10 protein-coding genes are annotated in these 13,697 nt (G+C 50.4%); 6 read left to right on the forward strand and 4 right to left on the reverse strand.

Annotation, left to right across the window (positions count from 1 at the left end; genetic code table 11):
- Window positions 1-39 precede the first annotated feature (39 nt).
- Window positions 40-762 carry a glycosyl hydrolase 108 family protein gene (locus tag Q9O24_08905; protein MDQ7075251.1) on the forward strand — a complete coding sequence of 241 codons (723 nt, stop codon included), beginning with the start codon at window positions 40-42 and terminating at the stop codon, window positions 760-762.
- On the opposite strand, the gene Q9O24_08910 is transcribed toward Q9O24_08905, so the two are convergent.
- The 3 genes from Q9O24_08910 to mfd all read right to left on the reverse strand — a co-directional run bounded on the left by Q9O24_08910 (window position 735) and on the right by mfd (window position 6,095).
- Window positions 735-1,721, reverse strand: coding sequence for a LysR family transcriptional regulator (locus tag Q9O24_08910; protein ID MDQ7075252.1), 987 nt, complete (start codon window positions 1,719-1,721; stop codon window positions 735-737). The two genes, Q9O24_08905 and Q9O24_08910, sit on opposite strands and share 28 nt — an antisense overlap.
- A 62-nt stretch (window positions 1,722-1,783) precedes the next feature.
- Window positions 1,784-2,623: a CsiV family protein gene (locus tag Q9O24_08915; protein ID MDQ7075253.1), complete on the reverse strand. Its 840-nt coding sequence runs from the start codon at window positions 2,621-2,623 to the stop codon at window positions 1,784-1,786.
- 37 nt (window positions 2,624-2,660) lie between these two features.
- A complete protein-coding gene (gene mfd / locus Q9O24_08920) occupies window positions 2,661-6,095 on the reverse strand; it encodes a transcription-repair coupling factor (GenBank protein ID MDQ7075254.1) in 3,435 nt (1,144 codons plus the stop codon).
- Between the two features lie 251 nt (window positions 6,096-6,346).
- Between mfd and Q9O24_08925 the strand changes: the two genes are divergently transcribed.
- From Q9O24_08925 to Q9O24_08935, 3 genes are all read left to right on the forward strand, one after another.
- The gene (locus Q9O24_08925; GenBank protein ID MDQ7075255.1) at window positions 6,347-6,775 is read left to right on the forward strand and encodes a hypothetical protein; all 429 of its coding nucleotides are present in this window, start codon (window positions 6,347-6,349) and stop codon (window positions 6,773-6,775) included.
- A 7-nt stretch (window positions 6,776-6,782) separates the two neighbouring features.
- Complete coding sequence (locus Q9O24_08930; GenBank protein ID MDQ7075256.1) at window positions 6,783-7,151, forward strand: DNA alkylation repair protein; 369 nt, start codon at window positions 6,783-6,785, stop codon at window positions 7,149-7,151.
- Between the two features lie 195 nt (window positions 7,152-7,346).
- Window positions 7,347-9,500 carry a bifunctional (p)ppGpp synthetase/guanosine-3',5'-bis(diphosphate) 3'-pyrophosphohydrolase gene (locus Q9O24_08935; GenBank protein MDQ7075257.1) on the forward strand — a complete coding sequence of 718 codons (2,154 nt, stop codon included), beginning with the start codon at window positions 7,347-7,349 and terminating at the stop codon, window positions 9,498-9,500.
- Here the strand turns inward: Q9O24_08935 and Q9O24_08940 are convergent.
- Entirely contained in the window at window positions 9,497-9,922 is a 426-nt protein-coding gene (locus tag Q9O24_08940) for a DUF2914 domain-containing protein (protein MDQ7075258.1), read from the reverse strand. The genes Q9O24_08935 and Q9O24_08940 overlap by 4 nt on opposite strands.
- 326 nt (window positions 9,923-10,248) lie before the next feature.
- On the opposite strand from Q9O24_08940, the gene Q9O24_08945 reads away from it, so the two are divergent.
- Window positions 10,249-11,601 carry a hypothetical protein gene (locus Q9O24_08945; GenBank protein MDQ7075259.1) on the forward strand — a complete coding sequence of 451 codons (1,353 nt, stop codon included), beginning with the start codon at window positions 10,249-10,251 and terminating at the stop codon, window positions 11,599-11,601.
- A gap of 193 nt (window positions 11,602-11,794) precedes the next feature.
- Entirely contained in the window at window positions 11,795-13,675 is a 1,881-nt protein-coding gene (locus Q9O24_08950) for a FecR domain-containing protein (GenBank protein MDQ7075260.1), read from the forward strand.
- Window positions 13,676-13,697 lie beyond the last annotated feature (22 nt).

The raw sequence follows: 13,697 nt of genomic DNA on the forward strand, positions 1-13,697 counted from the left end.
GGAGATCGTTTATAAAAAATAATTGGAGAGGCACAAGGAATGAAAAATAATTTTAAAGAAGCACTAAAACACGTTCTGGTTCATGAAGGCGGTTGGGCAGATCATCCCAAAGACCCGGGTGGAGCCACCATGAAGGGGGTCACGTTGATCACTTTTCGGCGGCATTTTGGCAAGGATCGCAGTAAGGAAGAGCTGCGTAACATCAGCGATGTTCAGCTGGAACAGATTTACCGTTCGGGCTATTGGGATAAATGCCACTGCGATGATCTGCCGGAGGGGGTGGATTATGTGGTCTTTGATGGTGCGGTGAACTCAGGGCCTGGACGCAGTGCTAAGTGGTTGCAAGGGGTCATCGGTGCCAAGCAGGACGGTGGCGTCGGTCCGAAAACATTGGCTAAAGTGGCGGAAAAAGAGCCAGCGCAGATGTGTGATTTGATTTGTGATCGTCGTTTGGCCTTTTTACAGAGCTTGCGAACGTGGAAGGTCTTCGGTTTGGGTTGGGGGCGACGTGTGGAAGGGGTGCGTAAACAAGGGCTGAAATTGGCCGGTGGTTTTATCCCCTCGATTGATTATGAGACGGTCAAGCTCGGCTCTCGAAGTGTCTGGGTGGAAAACCTACAACAGGCTTTGGATCTGTTGGTGGATGGGGTGTTTGGTGAAGATACCGATGCCGCCTTGCGTGAGTGGCAAGGCAATCACGGTTTGCAGGCCGATGGCATTGCCGGTCGTGATACCTATCGAGCGTTGGGTTTGATTGCGTAGATCCGTGGGTTGGGTGCTGATTCCGGCGCAGTCCGCAGCATCTCTTTGCCTTGCATTAATAGAAAGTCCAGAAAGGTGCGCGCAGCCAAAGAGAGTTTTTTGTCTCTTAGATGTACGGCGTACCAACGATGAAACAGCGGGAAGCCTTGCACATCAAGCACGGCAATGTGGTTGTGCTCTAATTCCAGACGTAAATTGTGTTTGGATAAAACAGAGATCCCCAAGCCCGCCATCACCGCTTGTTTAATGGACTCACTGCTGCCTAATTCCATATAGGGTTTGATTTTCAAATTCTGTTCGGCAAACAAACGGTCAATGGCCAGTCGTGTGCCAGAGCCTGCTTCACGAATCAAAAAACGTTCTTCTTGTAACTGTTGCAGGCTGATGTTCTGGCAGTGGATCAGTGGGTGATTTCTGTGCGCCACCACCACCAGTTCATTGTCCACAAAGGGGTAAGACTTGACCGGCAGCTCTTTGGGAACCTTGCCCATAATCAACAAATCGTCTTGATTGGACTTCAAGCGTTCCAGCACCCGTGAGCGGTTGGTGACCTTCAATTTTGGTTCCACCAGTTGATGCTGTTGGATAAAGGCACCGAGAAGATGGGGCATAAAATATTTGGCGCTGGTGATGACCGCGATGCGCAGTGGCCCTTTAATGACACTTTCGAGCACGCTGGTGGACTCTTCCAACGACATGACACTGCTGAGGATGTCGAGCGCGGAGTTGTAGACTTCCTCGCCCACCACCGTGGTGTGCAGATGCTTGCCGGTTTTTTCCAGCAGAGTTTGACCAATGGTTTCGCTGAGCTTTTTCACCTGCATGGAGACGGTGGGTTGGCTGAGGTGCAGCTCTTCGGCGGCGCGGGTGTAACTCTCTAGGCGAACGACGGTTTCAAAGATCTGCATTTGGCGCAGGGTGAGTTGGCGAATGAAATTTCTGGTAAGCGCATTTTTCATAGATTATTCTCTATGGATTTAATGGAAGGCATTGGTTTTTTATACCTGAAATTCAGCAGAAATTACGGCTTTTTGACCATTTTCACTGGCGTCATCAAAACCACAATTCCAATACGTGGGTTATCCAAGTAGTGAACCTCTTTGCTGCGCATTTTTCGATGTCCTTGAACGGGATAGGATTGAAAATAGAAGCGTGGTTCTTGGGTTGAATTATCGTTTAGAGGCATCACTTGAATTTCAGTTGTCATTACCTTTTTAATGTTTTCTGACGAGCTGCTTTCTGTCGTAATGGCTTCTGGTATCACAACGGGCATCTGCTCTTGCTGGGTGAAGTTCAGGTCGGTGTAAAGATGCAGGTAGCGTTTCAGTATTACGGTTACGGTGCCTTCAAGCGGGTAGACAAATTGATTGGCTAATTCGGCCTCGGCGTTGTTGCTTCTTTGTCTGCTTCTCAACGGTCGAGAACGGAAACTATTGGCAGCCAGCTCCGTTTCTTTGTTTTCTAGTTCGGGCCGTAACCCCAGTGGTTTGCCTGCTCGAATGTGAATCGCAATGGCCTCTTTTTCAGCCAGTCCAGGTTGTCGCCAAGCGAGGTGTTGCAGCAGCTGGTAGCGTTTTGAATATTTGAGGTGATTGGCTTCTTTAGTAAGCTGATACGCTTCTTTTGGTAAGCTGATAAAACCACCCTGTGGTTTTTTCCAGTGCAACTCTAAGGCCTTTTCTGTATTTACTGGAAAATAGCCCACTGGCCACTGTTCATTGGGGTCAGTTGGGCCAAGATGACGGAAAAAAATCATCTCGATGTCGTAATAACGTTGCTCTTTTTCTATTTCAGCGTGCAGGGTGCTGCCACTCATCAAGAGGCTGAGTAAGATAAAAAACGCAGTGATGATTTTTTTCATAAGAGTCTGTCTTGGCTGGGTGAATTGAGTCTTGTGTTTAGGCGCTGAGTTTGTTGAGCAGTGTGTCGATAAAGTCAAAACGTGTTTCGACCTGCTCTAAATCTGCGCTGAAGCGTAATACAAACGGCGGTGCAAAGCGATAAACATTGGGCAGCAGTTGCACCAGTTGAATCACCTTGCCAATGTCGATACTGGCCTGTTCATCAATGAGTAGGTGACCGTGTTTTGGACCCGCTTCGACTTTTTTAATCTCCAGTTCTTTAACGCGCAGTTTCAGCTCTGAGAGTCGAAATAGGTTTTTTGTCTGTTCCGGAAGCAGGCCAAATCGGTCGATCAGCTCCACTTGCAGCTCGCGCAGTTCGCTTTTGTCTCGTGCGCTGGCGATGCGCTTGTAGAGGATCAAACGGCTGTGAACATCGCCCACGTAGTCGCTCGGCAGCAGGGCAGGCAGATGCAGATCCACTTCGCTTTCGGTGTGCAACGGTTGATCCAGCGACAGCGTTTTGCCTTCTTTGAGGGCGTTGACCGCCCGTTGCAGCAGCTCTTGATAGAGGGTGAAACCGATCTCCTGAATCTGTCCGCTCTGGCCGTCTCCAAGCAGCTCACCGGCACCGCGAATCTCCAGATCGTGGCTGGCCAAGGTGAAACCCACGCCCAACTCTTCCAGGGCTTCGATGGCGCTGAGGCGCTTTTGTGCGTCTGGGGTCATGAGTTTTTTGGGTGGGGTGAATAGGTAGGCGTAAGCGCGATGGTGCGAGCGCCCAACCCGGCCACGCAGTTGATGCAGCTGTGCCAGACCGAGTTTGTCAGCGCGGTTGATGATAATGGTGTTGGCGGTGGGGATGTCGATGCCGCTCTCGATGATGGTGGTACAGACCAGAATATTAAAACGCTGGTGATAAAAATCGAGGGTGACCTGTTCCAGCTCTTGTTCACGCATTTGGCCGTGAGCAACGCGAATCTGCGCTTCGGGCAGTATGGCTTCGATTTGGCGTGCGATCAGATCAATGCTTTTTACTTCGTTGTGCAGAAAATAGATCTGTCCCCCACGAGCCAGCTCTCGCCGACAGGCCTCTTCGATCAGCTCGTCTTGCCACTGACTGACAAAGGTTTTGATCGCGTGACGATGCGCTGGCGGGGTGGCGATAATGGAGAGGTCGCGCATCCCCGCCAAGCTCATATTAAGGGTACGCGGAATGGGGGTGGCGGTGAGGGTGAGAATGTCCACTTCGGCACGCAGGGTTTTGAGCTGTTCTTTGTGGCGCACCCCAAATCGGTGCTCTTCGTCGATGATCACCAGCCCTAGATTTTTGAATTTGATCGATTTTTGCAGCAGTTTGTGGGTGCCGATAATGATGTCCACTTTGCCCTCGGCTAGGGCTAAGAGGCTGTCGTCTTGCTGTTTTTTGCTGCGAAATCGGGACAGGGATTCAATTCGAAACGGCCAATCGGCAAAACGATCGAGAAAATTTTGCTGATGTTGCTGTGCCAGCAAGGTCGTCGGCACTAAGACCGCCACCTGCCGCCCACCGTTGGCGGCAGTGAAGGCGGCGCGCATGGCCACTTCAGTTTTACCAAAACCCACATCACCGCAGACCACCCGATCCATAGATTGGCTTCGCACCATATCCGCCTGTACGGCGTTGATGGCCGTCAGTTGATCGGGGGTCTCTTCGAAGGGAAAGGCTTCGGCAAACAGCGCGTGTTCCGTTGGGTTGATTTTAAAACCGTGTCCGCCACGAGCGGCACGTTGAGCATGAATTTCCAGCAGTTCGGCGGCCACATCGTGAACTTTTTCTGTCGCTTTGCGTTTCAGCTTTTGCCACTGTTCGCCACCCAAACGGTGCAGCGGTGCGTTGTCGGGGTTGGAGCCGCTGTAGCGGGAGATCAAATTGAGCGCCGAAACCGGCACATAGAGTTTGTCTTTTTTAGCGTATTCGAGCAGCAGGAATTCGGTCTCCAGACCGCCCACCTCAAGGGTTACCATGCCGGTGTAACGCCCGACGCCGTGGTCGATGTGAACCACGGGCGCGCCGAGGTGCAGATCGGTGAGGTTGGCGATGACCGCATCGGCATCCCGCGTTGGGTGGCTGTGACGACGGTTTTGCCGCACTCGCTCACCGAGCAGTTGGGATTCGACAAGGATCGCAACGCCTGCTTCGGGCAGCTGCAACCCCTCTTCTAAACTGCCTTCGGCAAGATAAAGAGCACCTTTGGCGTTGAGAAACCACGGCCAACTTTTGCTCAGTTTGGGGTTGATCTGGTTGTCGCGCAGCAGTTCAAGCAGCGCCTCACGTCGCCCAGCGGATTCGGCCAGCAGTAGCACTTTGCCATCGAAGGTGTTTAAGAACTCTTTTAGTGCTGCTAAGGGTGTTTCAGCACGGCTGTCGAGGGTCAGTTTGGGGGGCAGTTCGCTGGCAAAATTATGGCCGTTTTCCTGTTTAAAATTTTGTATTGAGAGACTGTTTTCCAGCACCGTTGCCAGCTCTGCGCAGGGCAGAAAGAGCTGTTGTGGTTCCAGTAGCGGGCGTTCTGGGTCGTGGCGGCGCTGTTCAAAACGGCTGTTGAGCTGTTGCCAAAAGAGTTCGGCGGCGCTTTGACAGTCGTCGAGCGCCAGAGTCAGGGTGTTGTCGGGCAGGTAGTCACTCAGCCGTGAGAGCCGTTCAAAAAAGAGCGGTTGATAATATTCGATCCCAGAAGGGGCGATGCCGTTGCTGACATCACGATAAATGGGCGACTCATTGGCTACCACATCAAAGCGGTCTCGAAAGGCGTTGCGAAAGCGTTTGATCGCCGTTTCGTCGAGGGGAAATTCCCGTGCAGGCAGCAGGTGAATGTGTTCGACTTTTTCCAGACTGCGCTGATCTTCGGGGTTGAAGGTGCGAATGGTGTCGATTTCGTCATCAAACAGGTCAATGCGATAGGGGGTTTTGCTGCCCATGGGAAACAGATCTAAGAGGCTGCCACGCACGGCAAATTCGCCCTGTTCCATCACTTGGGTAACGAGGCGATAACCGCTTTTGTCCAGTTGCAAGCGCATCTGATCCAGATCAATGACCTCGCCTACTTCCAACATCAGTGAGTGGGCATTGAGGTAGTCGATGGGCAGCAGACGCTGCATTACGGTGGCTACGGGGGCGATAAGAATGCCCTGTTTGAGCTGCGGCAGGCGGTAGAGGGTCTCTAGGCGTTGCGAGACGATTTCGCGGTGGGGGGAGAAGTGATCGTAGGGCAGGGTTTCCCAGTCGGGGTAGACCAGCGTGGGGCAGCTCTCGGCCAGAAAAAAGCGCAGTGATTCTTGTAGGCTCTGAGCGGTTTTCATGTCGGGGGTGATCACCAACAGTAAGCCGTCGTGGTTGCGCGCCGCTTCGGCAATGGCCAGCGCCTTGGCACTGCCGTAGAGTTTGCCCCACGAGGGCTGTTGAAGGTGGTTGGAGTTGACCAGCAGAGAGGCGGGTTTTGCTGCTGCCATGAGAGGTGCCTGCGCAAAAAAAGGGGCTATTGTCCCATAATTGGCTGTTTGGGCAAGTCTGTTGGTCGGTTGGCTTTGGTTTATGGGGTGTTAAGGGTGTGTATTTATGGCTGAGTAACTAATAGCAAGAAATCCTTGTTAGTGTGTAACATCAGTTATTTGATTGGAACTGGGTGGATTGAGCCGTTAATGGGGGTACAAAATTTATTAGAGTTGGAACAGTCAAGTGTAATTTTATAAAAGAGTAAGCCATGCCAGAGCCATTTAAAGCGGTTTTTAATCAAGAATTGATTGCCATTATGGCGCATCATTTCCAACGTCAGTGGGCGGGTTTTGATCAGGAGGGTTTTGTGAATGTTGCCTCTCATGATATAGAGACGTTGGAGCTGAAAGCCCGTTCTCAGCAGATCGTAACGGCAATGTTGGAATACGTGCCGAAGGATTTCCAGCTCACCGGTGAGCTGTTATTAAAGACATTAAGTCCGGCTGTGGAGCCAGGTATTTTTCCTCAGAAAAGCGATGATCAGGGGCTTTCGGGTTGGGCGATTATGCCTTTAGCTGATTATGTGGGTTTGTATGGACAAGACCATTTTGAGCTTTCCATGACGCTGTTTAAAGCGCTGACACAACGTTTTTCATCGGAGTTTGGCATCCGTTTTTTTTCTGCTGAAGCAGCCTGAAAAGACCTTGGCTGTTTTAAAACAGTGGTGCAGTGATCCAGATCGACATGTGCGGCGTTTGGTGTCAGAAGGCACGCGGTCTCGGTTGCCGTGGGCAACGCGGTTGCCGCTGTTTATCAAAGACCCGCTGCCGGTTTTGGCGTTGTTGGAGCGTCTTAAAGACGACAAGGATTCTTATGTGCGTCGTTCGGTGGCCAACAACCTTAATGACATTGGTAAGGACAACCCTGCTGCACTGTTGTCGCTTGTGGAAGATTGGATAACCGAAGCGAGCAAAGAGCGGCGGCAATTGATTCGTCATGCGTGCCGCAGTTTGATCAAACAGGGTGAGCAGAGAGCGCTTGAACGGGGTCTCTGTTGGGGAAAAAGAATTTGATCTACAGGTGTAATGGAGCCTATTTCTGTACGCTTGGATTACGGACGGAACTTGCCGCGAGTTACGGAGTCTTGGTCACTGTTATTGGCTTTGTGGCGCGATGGATTTTATCTTACGAGATTGGGTCTGGGTGTGTTATAAAACGGATTGTGTGGCTAACTTGCCGCTAAAATGCACATTTTTAACGGAAAAATCATGAAACATGCATTAACGCCTCAGGATAAAATTTTTTCTGAATTGTCTCAAACGACGACACACCTCTGTTTGCACGTTGCAGATGAGCATCGTGTTTTGCTGGTGAAAGCGATTGAGGCGGCGTGGTTGTTGGAGCAGAATCAGAGGGTGTTGGTCAGCAGTTTGAGGGTGGCTTTTCGGCTAAAGAATTTGGGTGCCGATGAGGAGACTTTGATGGCGGCTTTGTTCAGTGCGCCGTTGATGGAGCAAGAACAGTCACTGGACTTCATCGCGCAAGAGTACGGCGAGACGGTGGCGGCGTTGGTGAAAAGCACCCGCTGGCTGCACTCTTTGGAATACAAAGAGGCGCATGCGGAGGCAGCCGATCAGGCCGAACGTGTGCGGCGTATGGTGTTGGCGATTGTCAATGATGTGCGCGCGGTACTGATTAAGTTGGCTTATCGTGCGCAGCGTTTGCACCACCTCAATCAAGAAGATGAGGCAATGCGACATCGGGTGGCAAAAGAGACCTTGGACATCTATGCACCGTTAGCCAACCGTTTGGGTATCGGTGAGTTGAAGTGGGAGCTGGAAGATCTGGCGTTTCGTTATTTGGAGCCGTTGGCGTATAAGCAGATTGCCAAAGCGCTGGAAGAGCGCCGTGAGGATCGAGAGTATTTTATCCACAGTTTTATGATCTTGCTGCAAGAGGAGTTGGATAAGGAGGGGCTGGAAAGGGTTGAGATCAGCGGTCGCCCCAAACACATCTACAGCATTTGGCGAAAAATGCAGAAAAAACGGATGGAGTTTCAAGAGCTGTTTGATGTCCGTGCGGTACGCGTGATGGTCAGTCGGGTCTCGGAGTGTTACGCGGTTCTGGGTGTGGTGCACAGCTTGTGGAGGCACATTCCACAGGAATTTGATGATTACATTGCCAATCAAAAACCGAACGGCTATCGCTCACTGCATACCGCTGTCTTAGGGCCGGAAGGGAAGTCGGTGGAGGTGCAGATTCGCACCAGAGAGATGCACGAACACGCCGAACACGGTGTGGCGGCTCATTGGCGTTATAAAGATGGGACACCGAACGATTCAAAGCTGGACGATGGGATCGCGGTGTTGCGTCAGTTGCTGGAGCCTGGCCAAGAGGATGATGTTTTGCTGGAGAGCTTCGACGGCGAGATGTTTGGTGATCGGGTGTTTGTTTTGACTCCCAAAGGTGAGGTTTTGGATTTGTTGGCAGGCGCTACGCCCCTTGATTTTGCTTTTCAGGTTCATACCCAGATTGGCTATCGTTGTCGAGGGGCTAAGGTAAACGGTCGTATTGTGCCGTTGGCTTATGTGCTTAAAAACGGCGATCAGGTGGAAATTTTGACCAACAATGTGCCGAAACCGAGCCGCGATTGGTTGAATAAAAGTTTGTCTTATTTGCACACCAGCCGTGCCCGTACCAAGGTTCGTGCTTGGTTTAATATTCAAGATCACGAACAGCATCTGGATGAGGGCAGGCATATTTTAGCCCGTGAGCTGAAACGTCTGAACCTGAAAAATGTGGATCTGGAAGCGCTGGTACATCGACTGGGTTATAAGAAACAGAGCGAGTTATTGGAGGCTTTGGGGCGAAATCAGATCAATGCAGGGCATCTGGTGGAAGGCATTGAGTCTCTGTTGGCTCCGCTGGAAACAGAAGAGCCCTGTCGGCCTGTGGTCTCCGCAGAGCGTTCGGTGGCCAGTGAGGTACGGGTGCTGGGGGTGGGTAACTTGTTAACGCGGATTGCCAATTGCTGTAAACCGGTGCCTTACGATGAGATCATTGGTTTTATCACTCAAGGTAAGGGGGTGACGGTACACCGCTTTGATTGCAACAACGTGCAAAACCTCTCTGATGCGGAGCAGCTCCGTTTGGTGGAGGTGTCTTGGGGTGAGGGCAAAGGTCATTATTCGGTGGACGTGAGGGTGATTGCGTATGATCGTACGGGTCTGTTGAAAGACATTACCTCCATCCTGAGCAATGAACAGATTAATGTGACGGCGTTGAACACCCATTCGGACTTTAAAAAACAGACCGCCCGTTTTCATTTTACTTTAGAGGTTGTGGATATGCGTCAGTTGGGCAGCGTGTTACTCAAAATAGAGCAGCTGCCGAATATTTTGGAGGTGGGGCGGGAGGGTTAAGGGGCTTCTTTGTAGGTGAAGCTTTTTTTAACCAAAATTTCTCCTTGGCTGTTGAGCAGCTCGACATTCCATTCGCCAATCCACTCTGGTAACAGATCTTTGCTGGATGCACTGCGCCAGCGGTGTGATGTTACCGAAAACTCCACTTCAGCGACGACTTTGTTAGCGTAACTCCAACGATAACGCACGGTTTCACCCTGCATGCCGCGCAGTTCGGTGAAGAAAAATACGGTGTTGCTGGTGGTGTAAAAAAAGTCGCTTTTGCCGGTAGGTTCTCGATTTTCAATTCCTGAGGTAAAAAAAGCGCGCCTGACGTAAGCACGTTCATCTGGACTGTTGCTGGCCGAAGGGCTGCTGGTGGCGGCGTATAAAGTGGGGGGGCTGAGCAGTAAGGCGGACAAAAAAAGTATCAGTCGCATCATGGGTTTCCTTTGAGTTGCGATAAACAGTAATTTTATTACTAAATATTAAGATTCGATTAAGATAATGCGGACAAGCATAAAACATTTTGTTGGGAAACTCATGGAGTAAATTTTGGGTCAGTCTCTCTTTGTGATGGCTGTTTTGCAGCCGTTAGGAATTTTGTGGCATGATGCGCGTCGAGGTCTTAAAAGTGCGCGTTAGTCAGTTTGTGATTCTCATCTCTAAGAAAGAAGTGTGAATTGTTTGGGGGCGCTGGTATCAGAGCGCTGCCAAGAATAGACTTCGCTGGTGTTTGACTGTGCTGTTGTTGCTGTGTGTGGAAAACATGAAAAGAGTATTGTTAGTTATTATTACCAGTTTGTTGCCTGTGCTTGTTTGGGGGGCGATGCCACTTTCTTTGTCACCTGAGGTGGAAAAATTGGCGCGTCTTTCTGAGGCTGGGCGTAATCAAGAAGCTTATGCTTTGGCGCTGACGTTATTGGATGAATGGGAGGGTGAGCCTCGTTTTGACCTCTATTATGGCGTGTCGGCCATTGATGTGGGTAAGCTGAGCGAAGGGATTTTTGCTTTAGAGCGGGTGTTGATGGTCAATCCCAAGCATTATCGCGCTCGTTTGGAATTGGCACGAGGGTATTTTGCTGCGGGTGAGAACGATCGCTCGGCGGCAGAATTTAAAATCGTCTTGGCTAAAAAACCTCCCGTGCCTGTTGAACATAACATTGGCAGTTATTTATCTGCCATAGAACGTCGCCATGCAGAGGCAAGGGCGCGCCGAAAAACTCTGTTTGTGACGGGCTTTGCGATGTCGGGTTTGGGTTACGATAGCAATGTGAATGCAGCTCCAGATGTGAGCAGTGTCAGTACACCACAAGGTGTTGGCACCCTGATTTCCACCTCCAGACAGACCCCAGATGCTTTTATGAGAACGGCCATCGGTGCGGGTGTGAGTAAGCTCGTGCAGTCGAGGTTGGAGTTTATGGCGGATGCGCGTTACACACGGGTGGACAATCAACAGGGGTTTATTGATACGGAAAGTTTGGAGTTTCATCTTGCAGGCAGTTACAAACAAAAGCGTAATCGCTGGACTTTGGTGTTGGGAAATCGGAGCCTCAATATTGATCAAACGGCCAATCAGAATGTGTGGGCGGGAGGGTTGGCAGTGAATCATCGCGTGGATGCACGTTCGGGTTTACATGGCTCTTTGGGTTATGCGCAGGCAGGTTTTCCAGGTCAAGTGAACCGAGATTTCATTCGTTCCCGCCTGTTTATGGGCGGGCATTATAAGCCGCTTGGCGCATTCCCACTCACCCTATCGGGTTCTGTTTATTTTGGTGATGATCGCCCCGATGAGTCGTCGGTGCTGAATTTACTTGATGCCAAGGTACTCTCTTTAAAAGGGGTGTACGGCTTAGATGTGCGGGCGAAGGTGAAGTTGAGTGCAAAGTGGCTTATGAAGGCCATGCTTCAGTATGAAAGCAGTCAGTATGAGGTGGTCGATACGGTGTTCAACACGCTTCGTGAAGACGACTATTGGCACGTTCAATTGGATCATGAATGGTCTCTCGTAAAGAAGTGGAGTCTGATTGGTAGCGTGGGTCGCAGTGTTAATCTATCCAATCTAGCCTTAAGAGAGTATCAAAGAAATAAGTTTTCACTGAGTTTGCGTTACGATTATTAAGCCTCCTCTGGGTTCTGTGACCCATTGCCCAAAACGTAGAATGTGATTGTTGTTTTTGTGAGCAGCACAACAGCAGCAGCAAACATCTTGTCCAATAATGGTCGTAAGTTTATCTATTTGCCCTTTATGGGTCTATTTGTTGGTGTTTAAAAAGGAGATCCTCATGCACTGTCTAACCAATAAAGATTTGCGAATGTCTTCTCTCAAAAGCGTACTACAGACGGTGTTGTTATCTTTGCTGCTGTTTCCCAGTGTGAGCTGGGCGGCTTATGAGAGTGTTGGACGGGTTATTGTCAGCCGTGGTGAGGTGGTGGCAGAACAGCTTGATGGCGTTGTGCGTGTTTTGAAACGCCGTGCCAAAATTTTTGCAGGTGATACTTTGGTCACCGGTAAAAACGGTCGAGTGCAGATTCGTTTTTCTGATAAGGGTTTGCTGGAGTTGCAGGCGAACACCCGTTTTTTGATTGAAACCTATCATTTTGATGACGACTATAACAAGCGTGCAGCCAGTTACAGCTTGCTTAAGGGTGGCATGCGTACGGTGACGGGATTGATTGGTCAAACCAATAAAAAGAACTACAAAGTGGAGACACCGGTGGCTACCATTGGTTTGCGTGGGACTCATTGGGGAGCACATTGGTGCGAGTCGGAATGTGTTTCAGCAACGGGGGTTAAGTTGGAAGCCGGACTCTACGGTGGCGTGGTGAATGGCGGCGTGATTGTGACCAATTCAGGCGGTCAAAAGAGCTTCAGTGGTGATGAGTACTTCTTTGTTGCCAACTCAAACGCACTGCCTAGAGCGCTTACAAAACCGCCGGGGGTTGTGTTTGCAGACGGTGCTCCGAATAAAAGCGCTCAATCTGAAGACCGTGATGGTGGTTCTGAGCGTGGAGAAGAGAGCCGTGAAGAAGAGAGTTCAGACTCCTCTCAGGATGCTAATTCTAATGATGATTCTCATTCAACGGAGCGTGAGTCTGATGAGTCATCGGATTTTTCCGAACCTTCTGATGATGAGGTGAGTGATTCTGCTGAAAATCAAGACAATGTCGTATCGACAGAATCTGTTGCCTCTGCGGAAAGCAGCGATAACGATAATGAGGTTGAGTTACCCTCTGCTTCGGAGACGTCAGCGTCGACGGAAATAGATGATTCAGCGTCTGATGATGTTATGCCAGAATCTCTGCAGCCACCCGATGAAAGCGATGACAATGACGTTCGTCATGATTTAGAACAGAATCAGCCGGATGTGGACGAAGAGTTGAACAACTCTGGTGCGTCTTCTACAGACGATGTTGAACTGGACGATGAGTCAGATTATCTCGACAACAAAGTGGTGGATGCGCCCAAGTCAGCCGGTGCGGTTACGGTTCATCGTCCCCAAAATCAGGGGGCATCAACGTCGGTGCTGTCTGTTGCAAAGGGTGATGATCTTAAAGTGAGCAACAGCGGTATTTTGGAAGAGGCCGATATCAGTGCTACGGGCTTCCATTTGGATAGAGATGGCAGCACAAACTCGGATGCTTCAATGATGTCAGTGGGGGGTGCCGATGTGTATTGGGGGCGTTGGCAGAATGGCTTTAAGGTTGAGGACGATTCAAATAATCTTCAAGAAAGCTCTGGATCAATGCTGTACATCTACACACCTGATATGACACCCATTGAAACGATTACTTCAAAAACCGGTGTTGTGCAGTTTAACCATGTGGGTGGGCCCGCTGCGGTGGATGAATTGGGTGGTACGGGTTCTATGAGTGGTTCATCGGTTACGGTTAACTTTGGCTCGCAAACCGTGGATTCGGCTCATTATCAGCTGAACATGGACAGCGGCCGCGAGTACAGCGCCGGTTTGAGTACGGGTTCTGTGAGTTTAAGTGAGGCGATGGCAGGCAATATGTCTCTCAGTGGTACGTGCAGTGGCGTGGATTGTGGTGCTGCTGGCACAGCGGTGACCGGTACAGCAGGTCTGGGTTTTGTTGGCAATGATGCTCAAGGTGCCATTAGCAGCATTGGTTTGCAGGATGCGAATGGAGGACGCGGTGTAACCGCTGTGGGTGTGTTTGAAGCGCAGCCGTAAACACTCAAGCCAGCCACCTATC

The sequence above is a fragment of the Gammaproteobacteria bacterium genome, assembly GCA_030949385.1.
In the GTDB taxonomy this organism is placed as follows: domain Bacteria; phylum Pseudomonadota; class Gammaproteobacteria; order JAUZRS01; family JAUZRS01; genus JAUZRS01.